Raw genomic sequence first — 17,304 nt, 5'->3', positions numbered from 1 at the left:
CCACTCTCTCCCCGGAAATGGAAAAACGTGACGAACGGAATCCTGCTCGCCCTGATCGCCTACGCAAGCTATTCGGGCAGCGATGCCGTTGTCAAAAGCCTGGGCGGACAGTTCACTGTCTTCGAGATCGGCTTTTTCTCGACCTTGTTTGCCGGGTGCTTTCTGTTTTTCAGCAGGCCTGCCGGTGAGCGGTGGCGTGATTTCTGGCGCACCAGGCGCCCCTGGGCGGTACAGGCGCGCGCCTGGGCCGGCATCGCCTCCGGCGTGCTCAGCGTCTACGCTTTCACCACCATTCCGCTGGCGGAGGTCTACGCACTGGTCTTCCTGGCGCCGCTCTGCGTCACCATCCTGTCAACGGTCGTCCTCAAGGAAAAGGTCGGGCCGTGGCGATGGCTGGCGGTGGTCGCTGGCTTTGCCGGCGTCATGCTGGTCGTGCGGCCGGGATTTCGGGAACTCAATCTCGGCCACCTTGCCGCGTTCGGCGTTGCCTTCCTCGCCGCCGCCAACATCATCCTGATGCGTTCGCTGGCACAGCAGGAAAAGCGCACGACCATGCTCGGCGTGCTGGTGGGCTACGGGCTGTTCTTCAACGGAGTGGGCGCCGCCGCAACTTCTTTCACCTTGCCGAATGCCATGCAGCTTTCCTGGCTGGCTCTGGCCGGCGCCTTCACCGCATGCGGTCAATTGCTGCAACTGCTGGCAGCCAAATACGCGCCCGCCAACCGCATCGCGCCGACGCATTATTCGCAGATCGTCTGGGCGGTGATCCTCGGCGCCTTGTTCTTCCAGGAATACCCGGATTGGCTGTCGCTGGTCGGGCTTGCCGTTGTTGGGGCTTCCGGCCTGCTGACCATGGTGCGGGAAGAGGCAAGGCTGGGCACGGTGCGCTGGAACCCGTTTTCACGCACCCGGCTCTGAATTGGCCCCGGTCTCACAAGTTGCATGGCCACCGCGACGGCTGATATGCGGTCGTGGCGGGCCTGCCGCGATTGGATGAGCGCATTCCTGGATCGATGACGACAAAACCCTTGCCGGAGCTTCCGGTATCCGCCGTCCTGCCGGCGCTGCGTGATGCGCTTGGCCAAGGCAACAGCGCCGTGCTGGTGGCGCCGCCGGGCGCCGGCAAGACCACGCTGGTGCCGCTGGCGCTGCTCGATGCGCCCTGGCTTGGCGCCGGCAAGATCGTGCTGCTCGAACCGCGCCGGCTCGCCGCCCGCGCCGCCGCCCGCCGCATGGCCGAACTGCTCGGCGAGGAGCCCGGCGCCACCGTCGGCTATGCCATGCGCATGGAAAACCGCACCTCGGCCAAGACCAGGATATTGGTCGTCACCGAAGGCGTCCTGGCGCGCATGATCCTCGATGATCCGGAATTGCCGGGCGTTTCGGCCGTGATCTTCGACGAATTCCATGAGCGCTCGCTCGACGGCGATTTCGGCCTCGCTCTGGCTGTCGACGTGCAGGGCGCGCTGCGTCCGGACCTGCGCTTGGTCGTGATGTCGGCGACGCTCGACGGCGCGCGTGTCGCGAAACTGCTGTCGGGAGCGCCGGTGATCGAGAGCGAAGGCCGCGCCTTCCCCGTCGACATTCGTTACGACGAGAGGCCTGCCGGCATTGCTGTCGAGGACGCCATGGCCAAGGCGATCCGCTCGGCCCTTGCCGACGAGAGCGGCAGCGTGCTCGCCTTCCTGCCTGGTCAGCGCGAGATCGAGCGCACCACTGAGCGGCTGGCCGGCAAGCTCGGCGGCGACACCGATATCGTGCCGCTCTACGGCATGCTCGACGGCAAGGCGCAGGACGCGGCGATCAAGCCGTCGCCATCCGGCCGCCGCAAGGTGGTGCTGGCGACATCGATCGCCGAGACGTCGATCACCATCGACGGGGTGCGCGTCATCGTTGATTCCGGCCTGTCGCGCTTGCCGCGCTACGAACCGGCCAGCGGCTTGACGCGGCTGGAGACAGTGCGCGTCAGCAAGGCCTCGGCCGACCAGCGGGCCGGCCGCGCCGGGCGAACGCAGCCGGGCGTCGCCATCCGGCTGTGGCGTGCCGAGCAGACCGCCGCACTTCCCGCCTTTACGCCGCCGGAAATCCTCGAAGCCGACCTGTCCGGCTTGATGCTCGATTGCGCGGCCTTCGGTGTCGCCGACCCGACCAGCCTTGCCTTCCTCGATCCGCCGCCGGTCCCGGCGCTGAATGAGGCGAGAGTATTGTTGCGCGCGCTGGACGCCATTGACGAGGCGGGGCGGCTGACGGAAGCGGGCGCTTCGATGCGCAAGTTGGCCTTGCCGGTTCGGCTGGCGCACATGGTCGCGGAGGCAGCCAGGAGCGGGCATGCCCATGAGGCGGCGATGCTTGCCGTGCTGTTGACCGAACGCGGCCTTGGCGGCGACGGCGCCGATCTCGAGCGGCGGCTGATGCGGTTCCGCTCGGAAAGATCGCCGCGCGCCACCGCCGCGCGGCAGCTTGCGGAGAGGCTGGCGAAACAGGCTGGCGGCGGCACGGACGGCGAGCCAGCATCCAGCGGCTCGCTGCTCATCCATGCATGGCCCGATCGCGTCGCCAAGGCGCGTGGCGAGCGCGGCCGTTTCGTGCTGGCCAATGGCTCCGGCGCCATGCTCGATGTCGCCGATCCGCTGGCGGGCGAGGCTTGGCTCGTCGTCGCCGACCTGCAGGGCAAGGCGCAGAATGCGCGTATCGCGGCGGCGGCGCCGATTGATGAGGCCGACATCCGCGCCGCGCTGGCCGACAGGATCGACACCCGCCGCGAAACCAGCTTCGATCGCGACAGGCGCGCGGTGCGCGTGCGCGAGACGGTGCGTCTTGGCGCCATTGTCATTTCCGAACGCATGCTGCCGCCGCCAACCGGCGCCGACGCCGACCGGGCGATCCTCGATGCCTTGCGTGAGCATGGGCTTTCGCTGCTGCCTTGGAGCAAGGAAGCCGAAACGCTTCGCCAGCGCCTGTCCTGGCTGCATCGCGGCCTTGGCGCGCCCTGGCCTGATGTGTCCGATGCGGCGCTCATGGAACGTCTCGACGACTGGCTGCCGCCGTTCCTTTCCGGCGCGTCGTCGCTCAATGCCATCGACGCGGGCGCGCTCTCGTCGGGGTTGATATCCCTGGTGCCGCACGACCTCCAGCGCCGGATAGAAGCCCTGGCACCCACCCATTTCGACGCGCCCTCCGGTAGCCGCGTTCCCATTCGCTATGATGGCGAATGGCCGGTCCTGGCGGTCCGGGTGCAGGAACTGTTTGGCCTCGATCGCCATCCCTCGATCGCCGGCGGATCCGTGCCGCTGACCCTCGAACTGCTGTCGCCGGCGCACCGCCCCATCCAGACGACGCGGGACCTCCCCGGCTTCTGGCGGGGATCCTGGGCGGATGTGCGCGCCGACATGCGTGGCCGCTATCCCAAGCATGTCTGGCCGGAAAATCCGCTGCTTGCCGCCGCCACCAGCCGCGCAAAGCCGCGCGGGACCTGAGCATGATCCCGAAAAGTGGAACCCGCTTTTCGGAAAAGATGACGCTCGAACAAGCAGATAGAGACCCATCCCGGTTCCTGTCGGCATGGAACAGGCTCTGGCGCTTGCGGCTCAGCGCCTGTAATCCTTGACCATGATCAATATCGCCAGAGCACCCGACTTCCAGCAAAGCCAGAGGCTGCGCCTCAACACGCTGATCAGGCTGCGCTGGCTTGCCATCGTCGGCCAGAGCATAACGGTTCTTGTCGTTGCCTATGGCCTGAAATTTCCGCTGCCGGTCAGCCTCTGCTTCGCGCTGATCGCCTGTTCGGCATGGATGAACCTGTTTCTCGCCTTTCGTTTTCCGGCCGCGCATCGGCTGACCCCGTTCGCTGCCTTCGGCATCCTGATCTTCGACAGCCTGCAGCTTGCCGGCCTGCTCTACATGACCGGCGGCCTCACCAATCCGTTTTCGCTGCTGATGACGGTGCCCGTGGTGATCTCGGCGACGTCGCTGCCATTGCGCCTGACAGCGAACCTCGGCGCGCTTGTGATGACGGCGGCGACCTTGCTGGTCTTCCTGCATTTGCCGTTGCCCTGGTATGAGGGGGCGCCGCTGGAGATGCCCTTCATCTATGTCGCCGGCATGTGGATGGCGGTGCTGTCCTCGATCGCCTTCACGGCGATGTACGCGTTCCGGGTGGCCGCGGAAGCGCGGCTTCTGGCCAATGCGCTGGCCGCCACCGAACTGGTGCTGCAGCGCGAGCAGCACCTCTCGGCACTGGACGGGCTGGCGGCCGCGGCCGCGCATGAGCTTGGCACGCCGCTCGCCACCATCACGCTTGTCGCCAAGGAGATGGAGAAAGCGCTCGGCAAGGATCCGAAATACGGCGAGGACGTGAAACTGCTTCGCTCGCAGAGCGAGCGCTGCCGTGAAATCCTCAAGCGCCTGACGAGCCTCTCGTCGGAGGGCGAGGCGCATCTGGCGCGATTGCCGCTGACGTCGCTGGTCGAGGAGGTCATCGCCCCGCATCGCGACTTCGGCATTTCGATCAAGCTTCGGCCGGGCGAGCGCACCGGGCCCGAGCCGGTCGGCCGGCGCAATCCGGGCGTCATCTACGGCCTCGGCAATCTGGTCGAGAATGCCGTCGACTTTGCCCGCAAAAGCGTCACGATAAGCTGGAACTGGGATGAGGCCGAGGTGACGTTCTCGATCATCGACGACGGGCCGGGCTTCCCGGCCGAGATCATCGACCGCATCGGCGAGCCCTACATGTCGACGCGCCAGGGCACCGAAGCCGGCGGCGGCCTGGGCCTCGGCCTTTTCATTGCCAAGACGCTGCTGGAGCGCTCGGGCGCGGCGCTCGATTTCCGCAACTCGAGCGGGCTCGGCGAGGGCGCCGTCGTGCAGATATCGTGGCCGCGCAGTGTCTTCCTCAATCCGGAATCGGCGTCGGCCAACATGTTTGACACTGCGTAAATTGGACAATGGCGCTGCGGAGCGATATCTGCGTAAAATTCGGGCAGCAGGAATGACAAGACGATGACAGGCGACGAAGCGATTGGTGCGATGGTTGAAGGCGAGGACACCTCGCTGTTGATCGTCGACGACGACAAGCCATTCCTCACACGCCTCGCCCGGGCCATGGAAACCAGGGGCTTCGTGGTCGAGACAGCCGAGAGCGTCGAGGAAGCGGTTGCCAAGGCGCGCGCCAACCCGCCGGCCTACGCGGTGGTCGACATGCGGCTCGGTGACGGCAATGGCCTCGACGTCGTCGCCGCCATTCGCGAAAAGCGCGAGGATGCCCGCACCGTGATCCTGACCGGCTATGGCAACATCGCCACGGCAGTGACGGCCGTGAAACTCGGCGCCGTCGACTATCTGTCGAAGCCGGCGGATGCCGACGACATTTTTGGCGCCCTGACCCGCACGAGCGGCGAGCGCGCCGCGCCGCCGGAAAATCCGATGTCGGCCGACCGCGTGCGTTGGGAACACATCCAGCGCGTCTACGAAATGTGCGACCGCAACGTGTCCGAGACCGCGCGCCGGCTCAACATGCACCGCCGCACGCTGCAGCGCATTCTCGCCAAGCGGGCGCCGCGCTGACGCTGTCGTCCGCGCACCATCCCAAACAGTGACGTCGGACCACACCGGCTTGATATGACGGAGGCGATATGCAGGACAGGAAGCCGCGCCCGGTCTCCATCTTCCGCGAGTTTCTCGATGGCGAGGCGGCTGGTGGCATCATCCTCATGGCGGCTGCCGCCCTTGCCCTGATCGTTGCCAATTCGCCGCTGGCGGAAACCTATTTCGCCGCCCTCCATGCCTATGCCGGTCCGCTCAGCGTGTCGCACTGGGTCAATGACGGGCTGATGGCCGTGTTCTTCCTCCTTGTCGGCCTGGAGATCAAGCGCGAGATGCTGGACGGCCAGCTTTCGACCTGGCCGCGCCGCGTCCTGCCCGGCATTGCCGCGGCCGGCGGCATGCTGGTTCCCGCACTCGTCTATGTCGCCATCAACCGCAACAACGCGGCCGCCTTGTCCGGCTGGGCTATCCCCACCGCCACCGACATTGCCTTCGCGCTCGGCGTGCTGTCGCTGCTCGGCAAGCGCGTGCCGGCATCGCTCAAGATCTTCCTCACCGCGCTTGCCATCATCGACGACCTCGGCGCCGTCATCATCATCGCCATATTCTACACGAGCGGCCTGTCGCTCGCCTATCTCGGCGCCGCGTTCGCGGTCATCGCCGTGCTGATCGTGCTGAACCGCATGCGCGTGGTGACGCTGCTTCCCTATATCGTGCTGGGCATCATCCTCTGGATCCTTGTGTTGAAGTCGGGCGTTCACGCCACGCTCGCCGGCGTGGCGCTTGCGCTGACCATACCGCTGAAGGTTTCCGCGGGCACCGGCCACGATCTAGACCATTCGCCGCTGCACCGGCTTGAGCATGGCCTGCACAAGATCGTGCCATTCGTCGTCATCCCCATCTTCGGCTTTGCCAATGCCGGCGTGTCGCTGGCCGGCCTGAGCGCGGCGGCCCTGGTCGAACCTCTGACGCTGGGCGTTGCCGCCGGCCTCGTCGTCGGCAAGCTGGTCGGCGTGTTCGGTTCCTCCGCGCTTGCCATCCGGCTCGGCTTCGCCGATCTGCCGGCCAATGCCGGCTGGTTGCATATGCTGGGCGTCTCGCTGCTTTGCGGCATCGGCTTCACGATGAGCCTGTTCATTGGCCTGCTGGCCTTCGCCAGCGACGTGGCGCTGCAGGACGCGGTCAAGGTCGGCATCCTGGCCGGTTCTTTCGTTGCCGCGCTCCTGGGTGCCGCCGTGCTGCTGATGGCGCCGGCGGCGGGTGGGATGGAGGAGGGCGGGGAGTAGAATTGGTCAGAGGTTTGGAGGCAGGCGCGCATTTCGGCGACGTTCGCGCCGCCCCTCATCTGCCTGCCGGCACCTTCTCCCCGTAAACGGGGAGAAGGGGGCTGACCGCAACGCTAGCGCCCTTTTGCAACGTATGCGATTGGCGAAATCGGTGATGAGAGCGTCCTTCTCCCCGTCACTATACGGGGAGAAGATGCCGGCAGGCAGATGAGGGGCGGCACTGACATTGGAAAGCTGCCCGATCGCCGCTCTGACATTTCGCAGCCCTACTCGCTCTCACCCTCCAGCGCCGGCACCGAGACACCGGCCAGTTCCGCCGCCAGCAATCGCGCCGCACCCGCTCTTGCGATCCTCAGCATCAGCGCCTTGCGCGTTGCCGCCGCCATGCGGTGCTCCGGCGCGTCACGCAGGATCTCGGCGCCGTAGCCGTCGGAAAGGATGAAGCCACATTCCTCGGGAAATATCTCCGCGGGCACGCCGGGGTGGGTGGCGAAGAAGAAGCGGTCGGAGTGCAGCCGGTAATCCGGCCATTTGCGGTCGACCCTGAAATCCTCGATCGACGATTTGATCTCGATGATCCAGATGTCGCCCTGGCGGGTCAGCGCGACGAGGTCGGCGCGCCGGCCGGTCGCCAGCGACAATTCCGGCAGCACATGCGCGCCCATGGCCATCAACAGCCGCTGCACGCCACGCCGCACCAGCATGGCGCGTTCGGACTGGCGACCGTCGATCAGTGGGTTGAGGAGAATCGGCGAGATGATTGGCATGGTCGGCACCATGCCAGATTCTGTTCACGGTTTGAACCTGCTTTGTCGTGGCGATTATCTGGTTGACAAACCCAAACCGAAGAGATAGAAAGATTCCAACAACTTAGGAACTTTCGCCATGTCCGTTCTGTCCCGCCCCGAGTTCCACGACGAAGCGAAGGCTTTCGAGCACGTCGAGGGCATTCTGTGGCCGAATGGTCCGGTCTGCGCCAAGTGCGGCTCTGTTGACCGCCACTATTCCTTGAAGGGCGTTCGCACCAAGCCCTCTAAGAAGAACCCCCACGGCGTCGAGCGTCATGGCCTGTACAAGTGCAGCGCTTGCCGCTCGCAGTTCACGGTTCGCATGGGATCTATTTTCGAGGAAAGCCACTTGCCGCTGACCAAGTGGCTTCAGGCTATCCACCTCATGTGCGCCTCTAAGAAGGGCATTAGCGCCCACCAGATGCACCGCATACTCGAATGCACCTATGAGGCCGCATGGTTCCTCTGCCACCGCATTCGCCTCGCAATGGCGTCTGGCGAACTGGCTCTCATGGGCGGCAGCGGCAAGACCGTCGAAGTTGACGAAACCTATATTGGTCGCCTCAAGGACACTCCGGTTAAGTCTGGCGGTGGCGCGCACAAGAACACCGTGGTCACGCTTGTTGAACGTGGTGGTCGCGCTCGTTCCTTCCACGTCGATACCGCCCGCATTGGCACCGTCATGCCAATCGTCCGCGCCAACATCGCCAAGGAAGGCGCATTGATGACTGACGAGGCTGGCATGTTACGCCGCGTTGGCCAGGAATTCGCCTTCCACGATGTCGTCACGCATTCGACGGACGAATATGTCCGCTACGAAGGCGAAAAGACCGTCCACACGAATACCGTGGAAGGCTTCTATTCGATCTTCAAGCGCGGCATGAAGGGCGTTTACCAGCATTGCGGCGAACACCATTTGCACCGTTACCTCGCTGAATTCGACTTTCGCTATTCGAACCGCATCGCACTCGGCGTTGATGACGGCACCCGCGCTTTCATCGCCTTGAAGGGCGCTGCCGGCAAACGCCTGCGGTATCAAAGACCTGCTTGACGAGAGGCGGACGCACTTCCGAAAGCCGGCGCAGCTAGAGTTGCGCCTCTGGCGCTATCGACAACCCTCCGGCCCCAGCGAACAGATCAAAGGGATTCACAAGCGAAAGCGGCGGTGATATGTTCACCGCCGCTTCCAGTTTCGACTTGGTGGCCCACTTCGAGGCTTCGTGACCCTGCCGGTTGCGAAGCCTCTTCGTTTATCCCGCGCCGTGTCCGTGGACCGTGACACCAGCTAGGGGACTCTTCTGATTCGCATCTCTCACCGCCTTTCTGGAGGTGATAATACTCGCGCCGCTTGCGCAGTCAATTCCTATCATGATACATAACCAATAAGAAAACACCTTCTTATTGGAGACGTATCATGAGCGATGCCCCAGAAACGGTTGCAGCCCAAAAGGCGAAGCGGGAACGTAGCCCCTCTTTCCCATTCATACCGCTTCAGCAGGCGATCAAGCGACTGATGGAATTCGAGGCTACGTTTGGGCGGCACCCCACACCAGCGAAGCATACCGGAAGCGCATGGGCTATGAAGGGCTGGACTAGCCAAGCGCAACAGACATTGGCGGCGTTGAAGGCTTTCGGCTTGGTTGAGTATGCCGGTTCGGCCAGCGATCTGACAGCTTCGATTTCCGAAGAGGGGCGGACTTATCTTCGGGCACAGCAGGACAGCATTAAGGCTGAGGTGCTGAAGCGAGCAGCGCTGAAGCCAAGGGTCATTGCCAAGTACTTTTCCGAATGGGGTCCGGATCGCCCATTGGACGCAATCTGTTTGGACCGTCTTGTTTTGAAAGATGGGTTTACGGATGCGGCGGCCAAACTGTTTTTGAACGTCTATGACAGCACTATTGCCTATGCAGGACTCGGCGATTCTGATAAAAACTTCACTGAAGGCGGAGCCGAAATCGCCTCTGAGGATGATACCGTTGTGGAACCTCCGGTTAAGGAACCGGCTGCCATGACAGAGGTTGAGCCCACGCGCGATTCTCGACCGCTCGTAAAGCAGCGGAGTATTCAGATGACGGAAAATGAGCGTGAGCTAACCACGGGACTGCTATCCAAGGGCGGGGCAAGTTTCCGCTTGATTGTCAGCGGTCGCATCGGTGAAAAGGAAATCGAGCGGCTGATTAAGAAGCTCGAACTCGACAAGGAGATCCTTGCCGATCCTGATGACGAAGAAGGGGATGGTGTGTTTGGGTAAAACGCCAGAGAAACCGCCACAGCCGCAGATCGACAAGTTTAGAGAAGCCGCGCGCGAACTGAAAACCGATCAGTCCGACGCCGCCTTTGAGTCCGTGGTGAACAAGGTCGCCCACGCGCCGAAACTCACGCAAGAGCAGATAAAGGAACTGGTGCGCCGGAAGCGCGAGAAGTGACCACGCACTCGTTCTGGAAAATCAGGTGAATGGTTCGATGAACACTTCGAGCGCATCAATCAAATCGTGTTCTTGCGCGCGATGCTCAACCACTTCAATCAGCAGCGAAGCTAGGTAATCCCAGTCCTCGGTAAGATGGTAGCCGTTTGCCTTTAGGAAAACGTCCGCAGCGATAAAGCCTGTTCGTTTATTCCCCTGTTCGAACACATGGGCTCGTGCGACCGCGACCATAAGCGCGACAGCTAGATCGAGCATATCTTGAGATTCGTAGGCGTGGACTTGCCGGGCTCTTGCTACGGCGCCATCAAGATTGTCGCGGAGCACAAGGGCATGGTTTTCCCCTTTCTCCGCGACAACTAGCTTGTTGATTTCAATTATGTCTTGGCTGTTAAGCCAAATCGGCTCACTCACTCTGCGAGCTTAGCCAGGATCCTAGGAAACTTCTTGATTGAGGCGATCGCTAGAGTACGAACGTCAACGTCCTTCTGAGGACGAGCTTCAAGAGTTTGAGGCGCCTGCATAACGGGCGCAGAAACTGCGTAGCGCATAGGTGCCTCCTTTTCTAACAGTTCTAAAACCGGTCTAGGCCGATCTTGTTCCCATTAAATGAGCCCACATTGGTTAAATGTCAATGAACGAGTCGATCCCTGGTAAACACGAGAAGACTCATCGCGAAACGAATCTGACTCGTAAATGCCGCTTTTTCGTGTCGAAAGGTGGCCAGCGATGACACCCAATTGCCACTTATAACCTTCAAAGGTAACGCTACAGGGCCTGTAGCCATTCCCCTGCGGCTGGGTAGCGCTCGCGCAGGAGGCCAATTCGTGCTTTTGTGTCCCTCGCTAAGGGAGGGCATAGAATGCATCGCATACGTAAATCTGGACCGAAAGGCGTCATTCGTCCGTTCAATCCGACACCCGAGTTTGACGGGTCAATGAAGACCGACGAGAAAATTGCCGAAGCACTAGAGCACATCGCAATAGCACTCTCCGCAATGGACCATAATTTGGAAGCCATCTTGGGGAAGCTTGATGGCCTTCTGCGAATTCAGTCGACGCGAAAGTAGCCGCCTCTGAGGCTGTACAGAAGGCAGACTTTTTGCCTCCCATCTCGGATGCCGTCTTGATTGGTCGTGCCGGCCTGTCGAGGAACATATTCCTATTCTCCTTTGGGTTTGTCAACCAGATAATCGCCTTTGTCGTGGCGATTATATGGTTTGCAAAACCAAGACTGCCAATCCCGGCAAATGCCTTAATCTTCAGCTAGTTCCAACCGAGCTCGCTGCCATTCTTCCCAACAATTCTCGGAATCAATATCGAGGTAGCCTCGCGACTCATCCACCTTTCGAGCAACGTCGCGAGGCATCGCGATCGCCGGACAGGTGTCCCGGATTTGGATCACCTCTTCCTCTGTCAAAGGACTACCCTTTGTTCGCTCCCGGTTAAGAAGGGTCGCGACAAGGCTGGGTACGGGATAAATAATAAGGTCGTCGTTCTCGCTCATCATTGCCCCGTTGTTGTCAGTCCTCTGCTGACGCCTGCGCTTTCGGAGGATGCAACTCCCGCCAGTTGGAGTCCAGATGGCGCTATCCAGCCGTAGGGCGATTGCCTGTTTGACAACCCTCGTGCTTGCCAAGCCCTACGCCAAGGGCGAAGCAACCTTGACGTCGGACATCGCAACTCCCGCCATGTCGTCGAGTATCGGGCAGTCCGGCCGGTCATCGCCGTGGCAGGCGTGGATCAGCTTCTGCAGGGTCGCGCGCATGGACTGCAACTCGCGCACCTTTTCCTCGATGGCGGTGACATGCGCGGCGGCGATGTCGCGTACGTCCTGGCTGGCGCGGCCGCGATCCTGGTAGAGCGCCATCAACTGGCGGCAGTCCTCGATGGAAAAGCCCAGGTTGCGCGCGCGGCGCAGGAAGGCCAACCGGTGGATGTCTTCGCCCGAGTAATCGCGGTAGCCATTGCTGGCGCGCTGGGGCCGGATCAGGCCGATCTCCTCATAGTAGCGGATGGTCTTGGCCGGCAGGCCGGACCGTTGCGCTGCATCACCGACGTTCATGGCCATTCCCTGATTCCAGGTAACCGTTCTGTGTCGCCCTCATTGAATTTCCTTCACAATCCTGTGAGGCATGTTGCCGAAATGCCATAGTGGTAAGGTTACCAGCCCGTCAATTCCCGCATATAGGCATCGCGCGCTTGGCAAGCAAAGCAAATGCCAGCATGAATGGCGACGAACAGGCGGCCGACTCGTGCCGCTGACGTTGGGCGGGGCCTCGGATCACCTTATGCGCATGAAGTCGTTTGCAATCATCGCCGCTCTTGCCCTGTCGACTGCCATCGCCGGTTGCAGCACCATCGGCTCGCAGATGTTCTCCAACGATTATGGTCCGGTCACCGACGCTGGCTACCAGCTGCCGCGCATCCCGATCGAGAAGGTGCCGAGGCAATTCCATCGCCAGGAAGTGGACTATGACACCAAGGAAAAGCCTGGCACGATCATCGTCGATACGCAGAACAAGTTCCTCTACTTCGTCGAGGGTGACGGCCGGGCCATTCGCTACGGCATCGGCGTCGGCCGCGAGGGCTTTGAATGGCACGGCACCGCGCATGTCGCGCTGAAGCGTGAGTGGCCGACCTGGACGCCGCCGCGCGAGATGATCAAGCGTCAGCCCGAACTGGCCAAGTTTGCCAACGGCATGGATCCGGGGCTGAAGAACCCGCTCGGCGCGCGCGCTTTGTACCTGTTCAACAAGGGCGGCGACATGGGCTATCGCCTGCATGGCAGCCCGGAATGGAACTCGATCGGCAAGGCGATGTCGTCGGGCTGCATCCGGTTGATGAATCAGGATATTATCGACCTGTACAACCGCGCCGAAGTCGGCGCCAAGGTCATTGTCCTTTAGGCCATGATCCGAGAAATCCGGCTGTCGGAAAGATCGTGATCACACTAGGAATTTGTAGCTTTCATACGCGGACCGTCTAGGCAACAACTGACGTCCCAAACAGAAAACCGGGCACTTTGGCCCGGTTTTTTGTTTTTATCGCCGTGGTGATTTCGTGCCGTCGCTAGGTGAGGGGCGGACGATCAGGAAACCTGTTCGACCTGCTGCACTTCCGGCACGAAATGCCGAAGCAGGTTCTGGATGCCGTGCTTCAGCGTCGCCGTCGAGGACGGGCAGCCGGCGCAGGCGCCCTTCATGTGCAGGAAAACGGTGCCGTTCTCGAAGCCGCGGAAGGTGATGTCGCCGCCATCCTGCGCAACGGCCGGGCGCACCCGCGTGTCCAGCAGTTCCTTGATGGTGATGACGAGCTCCTCGTCGGCCTTGTCGTAGAACTCGCCGGTCTGGCTGGTTTCGGCGGCAGGGCCGGCCTTGGCCATCACCGGCGCGCCGGACATGAAATGCTCCATGATGGCGCCCAGGATCGCCGGCTTCAGGTGCTGCCAGTCGGGGCCGTCCTTGGTCACCGTGATGAAATCATAGCCGAAGAAGACGCCGGTGACGCCGGGGATCTCGAACAGACGGCCTGCCAGGGGCGATGCCACGGCGGCGCTGTCGGCGTCGCGGAAATCCGCCGTGCCTTCGACAAGCACTTCCTTGCCGGGCAGGAATTTCAGCGTCGCCGGGTTCGGCGTCGATTCGGTCTGGATGAACATGGCTGTCTCCATGCCCGTTTCGGGCAATCAGTTTGGAATAGTTCTAAATAGGCTCTATCGGCTGGACATTCAAGCGAAACGCGTCGCTGGAATGGCTGGCTGGCGGAATGTTTTTGCGGCTCCTGCCGCTCGCCTGGAGGCGTCTTGGGCTTCGGATCAGGCCAAGCATTCGCCTGCCGGCGTCACCTGCACATCAATCACCTCACGCCAGGCTGTCGATCTCTTCGTCGGAAAGATTCTGCGGAACGACGGTGACCGGAATGGGGAAGGCGGCGCCCTTGCCTGCCACCGCGCCGACCAGCGGTCCGGGTCCCTCCTTGCCGGCGCCTGCCGCCAGCACCAGGATCGCGATATCCTGGTCTTCCTCGATCAGCTTGTGGATTTCCTCCGTCGGCTTGCCTTCTCGCACCACCACTTCCGGCTCGATGCCGAGCTTCTGGCGCACCTTGTTGGCGTACCGGTCGAGCGTGCCGCGCGCCGTGGCGGTAGCCTCCTCGCGCATGATCTTCTCGACGCCCAGCCAATGCTGGAAATCATCAGGTTCGATGACATAGAGCAGCACGAGCGTGCCGCTGGTGCTCTGCGCCCGCTTCGAAGCATAGGCGACGGCGCGCTCGCATTCCGGCGTGTCATCGATGATCGCCAGGAACTTGCGGCGATGACCGGCTTCGCGACTGAGGCGTTTGGAGACCATGTCTATCTACTCGATATCTTTTCGCGCGCAATCTGCCACCGCGGCGAACCGGCGGCAAGCCGCCGGTTCCGGGCGATCATGGTGCAACGCACTGTCGACGTGGCTCAGTCCTGCAACAGGCCGATGATGTCGCGAACCGTCTTCATCGTCGCTTCGGCCAGAACGCGGGCGCGATCGCCACCGTCCTTCAGCACCGCGTCGACATAGGCGCGGTCATCGGAAATGCGGCGCATTTCGCTGGCGATGGGCGCCAGCTTTTCCACCGCAAGGTCGGCCAGCGCCGGCTTGAACACGGAAAACTGCTGGCCGGCGAACTCCTTCAGCACGGCCTCTTTGGAGATCTCGGCGAGACCCGCGTAGATGCCGACCAGGTTTTCCGCCTCGGGCCGTGTCGCCAGGCCGTCCAACTCGCTCGGCAAGGCTTCCGGATCGGTCTTGGCCTTGCGGATCTTCTTGGAGATGGCATCGGCGTCATCGGTCAGGTTGATGCGCGACAGGTCCGACGGGTCCGACTTCGACATCTTCTTGGAGCCGTCACGCAGCGACATGATGCGCGCCGCCGGTCCGCCGATGACAGGCTCGGTCAGCGGGAAATAGCCATGCACCGTCTCTTCACCGACCTGCATCTCGACACCTACGCCCAGGCGGGCGATACGGTCCGAGAAGTCGTTGTTGAACTTCTGGGCGATGTCGCGCGTCAGTTCCAGGTGCTGCTTCTGGTCTTCGCCCACCGGCACATGGGTGGCGCGGTAGAGCAGGATGTCGGCCGCCATCAGGCTGGGATAGGCAAGCAGGCCGAGCGAGGCGTTCTCGCGGTCCTTGCCGGCCTTGTCCTTGAACTGCGTCATGCGGTTCATCCAGCCGATACGCGCCACGCAATTGAAGATCCAGGCGAGTTCGGCGTGCTGCATGACCCGCGACTGGTTGAAGACGATATGTTTCTTCGCGTCGATGCCGGACGCCAGGAACGCCGCGGTGATGGACCGCGTCTGGTCGGCGAGGTCTTCATGCACGAGTTGGGCGGTCAGCGAATGCAGGTCGACGACGCAATAGATGCAGTCGGAGGTGTCTTGCAGGGCGACGAATTTCTTGATGGCGCCGAGATAGTTGCCGAGATGCAGATTGCCGGTCGGCTGGACGCCGGAGAAGACGAGTGGCTTGAAGGCGGACATGGCTGTTCCTCTTGGCTTGTGGAGGGCCGTTTCGCACGCGGCGAAAGTCTTTCGACGGCGCGCTTATGGACGAGAGTGAAAAGCGGATCAAGAGGCTGGACAACCGCGAAGCCATTGCTTCAGGCCGCTACGGCTAGGCTTCACGGATTTGGAGACGGCCCCTTGACTGACGGGGAGCCCTTGCGCGTCGCGTTGCGCCGGATCATGCCGAAATCCGCGCCGCCGGTGGCGAAGGCGGTGACGAAGTAGAGCAGTGCTCCGCCGGCTACCAGGGCCAGCACTGTCGTCGCCTTGACCAGCAGCGGCGAACCGGGGCCGATCTGGGCGGCAAGCCAGTGTTCGGCGAAATAGAGCGCCACGCCCATCACGATCGCCGACAGTACGAGGCGCGGGATGCGTTTCAGCAAGGGCACGTCGCGGCCCCAGTGACCGCGCCGGATCAGTGTCGCGAGCAGCATCACCGCATTCACCCAGCCGGCCACCGCCGAGGCCACCGCGATGCCGGGCGCCCCCATCGACGGAAACAGCGTCAGCGCCGTGGCGACGTTCACCGCCACCGAGATGGCGGCAAAGATCATCGGCGTGCGCGTATCCTCGCGCGCGAAATAGCCAGGGGTAAACGCCTTGATCAGCACGAAGGCGGGCAGACCGAGGCCGAAGATAGCCAGGATCGCCGCCACGGTCGGCGTCGAGTGATTGGCGGCAAATGCGCCGCGCTCATAGACCAGCCGCACGATCGGCTCCGACATCACCCAAAGTGCCACCGCCGCGGGCAGCGTCAGGAAGAGCGTGAACTCGACCGAGCGGTTCTGCAGGTTGGCCGCTTCGATCAGGTTGCCGGACTTCAGCGCCCGCGACAGTTCGGGCAGAAGCACGATGGCGACGGCGACGCCGACGACGCCGAGCGGCAGCTGGTAGACGCGATCGGCATAGGCAAGCGAGGAGACAGCGCTGTTTTGGGCCGATGCGATCGCCGTGCCGATCAGCTGGTTGATCTGCGTTATGCCGCCGGTGATCGCGGCCGGCAGCGCCAGGATCAGGAGCCGCTTGACGTTGGGCGTCAGCTTGGGCCGGCGAAAACCGATCGCGATGCCGGCATTGCGCACCGCCACCCAGACGATGGCGAGTTGCACGATGCCCGCCGCCAGCACGCCCCAGGACAGGCCGAACCCGACGTCATGCGCGTCCAGGCCATGGTACCATGCGTAGGCGAGCACACCGATCAGGATGATGTTCAGGAAGGCGGGTGCGATGGCGGCCGCGAAATAGCGCCGCAACGAATTCAGCATGCCCGCCATCATCGCCGCGAGCGACATGCAGATCAGGTAGGGGAACATGATCGTCGCAAGAAGGACGGTCGTCTCGAATTTTCCCGGCGTTTCGGCAAAGCCCGGCGCCACCAGGTAGCGCACGATCAGCGGCATCGCCAGTTCCATGGCGATGGTCAGCACCAGTAGAGCCGAAAACAGCACGCCGAACACTTCCTCCGAAAAGCGCTTGGCGCCATCGGTGCCGTGCGTCTCGATCTCCTTGGCGAAGAGCGGCACGAAGGCGGCGTTGAAAGCACCCTCGGCGAAGAGCCGGCGAAAGGTGTTGGGAAACTGGAAGGCGGCGTTGAAGGCATCGGCGATCGGCCCGGTGCCGAGCGCGGCCGCCATCAGCATCTCGCGGCCGAAGCCAAGCGCCCGGCTCATCAACGTGCCGGAAGCGACCGTCGCGAATTTTCTGACAAGGCTCATA

General features: G+C 62.6%; 16 protein-coding genes. 9 read left to right on the top strand and 7 right to left on the bottom strand.

Annotation, left to right across the window (positions count from 1 at the left end):
- Positions 1–27: 27 nt before the first annotated feature.
- The 5 genes from ACO07C_RS14080 to nhaA all read left to right on the top strand — a co-directional run bounded on the left by ACO07C_RS14080 (position 28) and on the right by nhaA (position 6,827).
- Entirely contained in the window at positions 28–918 is an 891-nt protein-coding gene (locus tag ACO07C_RS14080) for a DMT family transporter (protein ID WP_421914768.1), read from the top strand.
- A 95-nt stretch (positions 919–1,013) separates the two neighbouring features.
- Complete coding sequence (gene hrpB, locus ACO07C_RS14075) at positions 1,014–3,476, top strand: ATP-dependent helicase HrpB (RefSeq protein WP_421914767.1); 2,463 nt, start codon at positions 1,014–1,016, stop codon at positions 3,474–3,476.
- Between the two features lie 133 nt (positions 3,477–3,609).
- Complete coding sequence (locus tag ACO07C_RS14070; protein WP_421914766.1) at positions 3,610–4,935, top strand: ActS/PrrB/RegB family redox-sensitive histidine kinase; 1,326 nt, start codon at positions 3,610–3,612, stop codon at positions 4,933–4,935.
- 63 nt (positions 4,936–4,998) lie between these two features.
- Positions 4,999–5,562 (top strand): ActR/PrrA/RegA family redox response regulator transcription factor, encoded by a 564-nt coding sequence (locus tag ACO07C_RS14065; protein ID WP_421914765.1) that lies wholly within the window; start codon positions 4,999–5,001, stop codon positions 5,560–5,562.
- Between the two features lie 68 nt (positions 5,563–5,630).
- Positions 5,631–6,827: a Na+/H+ antiporter NhaA gene (nhaA, locus tag ACO07C_RS14060; RefSeq protein ID WP_421914764.1), complete on the top strand. Its 1,197-nt coding sequence runs from the start codon at positions 5,631–5,633 to the stop codon at positions 6,825–6,827.
- Between the two features lie 266 nt (positions 6,828–7,093).
- Here the strand turns inward: nhaA and ACO07C_RS14055 are convergent, their stop codons facing one another.
- Positions 7,094–7,594, bottom strand: a complete 501-nt coding sequence (locus tag ACO07C_RS14055) for an MmcB family DNA repair protein (protein WP_421914763.1) — start codon at positions 7,592–7,594, stop codon at positions 7,094–7,096.
- 118 nt (positions 7,595–7,712) lie between these two features.
- Here ACO07C_RS14055 and ACO07C_RS14050 point away from each other — a divergent pair, with 118 nt between their 5' ends.
- The 3 genes from ACO07C_RS14050 (at position 7,713) to ACO07C_RS14040 (ending at position 10,041) form a co-directional block, all read left to right on the top strand.
- Positions 7,713–8,666: an IS1595 family transposase gene (locus tag ACO07C_RS14050; protein ID WP_421914762.1), complete on the top strand. Its 954-nt coding sequence runs from the start codon at positions 7,713–7,715 to the stop codon at positions 8,664–8,666.
- Positions 8,667–9,029: 363 nt separating this feature from the next.
- On the top strand, positions 9,030–9,866 hold the full coding sequence (locus ACO07C_RS14045; protein ID WP_421914761.1) for a hypothetical protein: 837 nt from the start codon (positions 9,030–9,032) through the stop codon (positions 9,864–9,866).
- Positions 9,823–10,041, top strand: a complete 219-nt coding sequence (locus ACO07C_RS14040; RefSeq protein ID WP_421914760.1) for a hypothetical protein — start codon at positions 9,823–9,825, stop codon at positions 10,039–10,041. Before ACO07C_RS14045 ends, ACO07C_RS14040 begins: the two co-directional genes overlap by 44 nt.
- A gap of 21 nt (positions 10,042–10,062) precedes the next feature.
- On the opposite strand, the gene ACO07C_RS14035 is transcribed toward ACO07C_RS14040, so the two are convergent.
- Both ACO07C_RS14035 and cueR read right to left on the bottom strand, forming a co-directional pair.
- Entirely contained in the window at positions 10,063–10,452 is a 390-nt protein-coding gene (locus tag ACO07C_RS14035) for a type II toxin-antitoxin system death-on-curing family toxin (protein WP_421914759.1), read from the bottom strand.
- Positions 10,453–11,679: 1,227 nt separating this feature from the next.
- On the bottom strand, positions 11,680–12,102 hold the full coding sequence (gene cueR / locus ACO07C_RS14030; protein ID WP_421914758.1) for a Cu(I)-responsive transcriptional regulator: 423 nt from the start codon (positions 12,100–12,102) through the stop codon (positions 11,680–11,682).
- 226 nt (positions 12,103–12,328) lie between these two features.
- Between cueR and ACO07C_RS14025 the strand changes: the two genes are divergently transcribed.
- Positions 12,329–12,946 (top strand): L,D-transpeptidase, encoded by a 618-nt coding sequence (locus ACO07C_RS14025; RefSeq protein WP_421914757.1) that lies wholly within the window; start codon positions 12,329–12,331, stop codon positions 12,944–12,946.
- A gap of 182 nt (positions 12,947–13,128) precedes the next feature.
- Here the strand turns inward: ACO07C_RS14025 and ACO07C_RS14020 are convergent, their stop codons facing one another.
- From ACO07C_RS14020 to murJ, 4 genes are all read right to left on the bottom strand, one after another.
- Positions 13,129–13,698, bottom strand: coding sequence for a NifU family protein (locus ACO07C_RS14020; protein ID WP_013528064.1), 570 nt, complete (start codon positions 13,696–13,698; stop codon positions 13,129–13,131).
- Positions 13,699–13,900: 202 nt separating this feature from the next.
- The gene (locus ACO07C_RS14015; protein WP_421914755.1) at positions 13,901–14,392 is read right to left on the bottom strand and encodes a universal stress protein; all 492 of its coding nucleotides are present in this window, start codon (positions 14,390–14,392) and stop codon (positions 13,901–13,903) included.
- Positions 14,393–14,496: 104 nt separating this feature from the next.
- Positions 14,497–15,564, bottom strand: coding sequence for a tryptophan--tRNA ligase (gene trpS, locus ACO07C_RS14010; RefSeq protein WP_421914754.1), 1,068 nt, complete (start codon positions 15,562–15,564; stop codon positions 14,497–14,499).
- Positions 15,565–15,704: 140 nt separating this feature from the next.
- Positions 15,705–17,303 (bottom strand): murein biosynthesis integral membrane protein MurJ, encoded by a 1,599-nt coding sequence (murJ, locus tag ACO07C_RS14005; RefSeq protein ID WP_421914753.1) that lies wholly within the window; start codon positions 17,301–17,303, stop codon positions 15,705–15,707.
- Position 17,304: the final 1 nt, after the last annotated feature.

This window comes from Mesorhizobium sp., from assembly GCF_965229135.1.
Taxonomy (GTDB): domain Bacteria; phylum Pseudomonadota; class Alphaproteobacteria; order Rhizobiales; family Rhizobiaceae; genus Mesorhizobium.
Note: the sequence above shows the minus strand (reverse complement) of the source record. Positions and strands in the feature narration are given on the sequence as shown.

Coding starts and splice junctions, on each gene's coding strand:
- hrpB (WP_421914767.1), top strand. CDS start 1,014: ATGACGACAAAACCCTTGCCGGAGCTTCCGGTATCCGCCGTCCTGCCG.
- ACO07C_RS14070 (WP_421914766.1), top strand. CDS start 3,610: ATGATCAATATCGCCAGAGCACCCGACTTCCAGCAAAGCCAGAGGCTG.
- ACO07C_RS14065 (WP_421914765.1), top strand. CDS start 4,999: ATGACAGGCGACGAAGCGATTGGTGCGATGGTTGAAGGCGAGGACACC.
- nhaA (WP_421914764.1), top strand. CDS start 5,631: ATGCAGGACAGGAAGCCGCGCCCGGTCTCCATCTTCCGCGAGTTTCTC.
- ACO07C_RS14055 (WP_421914763.1), bottom strand. CDS start 7,594: ATGCCAATCATCTCGCCGATTCTCCTCAACCCACTGATCGACGGTCGC.
- ACO07C_RS14050 (WP_421914762.1), top strand. CDS start 7,713: ATGTCCGTTCTGTCCCGCCCCGAGTTCCACGACGAAGCGAAGGCTTTC.
- ACO07C_RS14045 (WP_421914761.1), top strand. CDS start 9,030: ATGAGCGATGCCCCAGAAACGGTTGCAGCCCAAAAGGCGAAGCGGGAA.
- cueR (WP_421914758.1), bottom strand. CDS start 12,102: ATGAACGTCGGTGATGCAGCGCAACGGTCCGGCCTGCCGGCCAAGACC.
- ACO07C_RS14025 (WP_421914757.1), top strand. CDS start 12,329: ATGCGCATGAAGTCGTTTGCAATCATCGCCGCTCTTGCCCTGTCGACT.
- ACO07C_RS14020 (WP_013528064.1), bottom strand. CDS start 13,698: ATGTTCATCCAGACCGAATCGACGCCGAACCCGGCGACGCTGAAATTC.
- ACO07C_RS14015 (WP_421914755.1), bottom strand. CDS start 14,392: ATGGTCTCCAAACGCCTCAGTCGCGAAGCCGGTCATCGCCGCAAGTTC.
- trpS (WP_421914754.1), bottom strand. CDS start 15,564: ATGTCCGCCTTCAAGCCACTCGTCTTCTCCGGCGTCCAGCCGACCGGC.
- murJ (WP_421914753.1), bottom strand. CDS start 17,303: ATGAGCCTTGTCAGAAAATTCGCGACGGTCGCTTCCGGCACGTTGATG.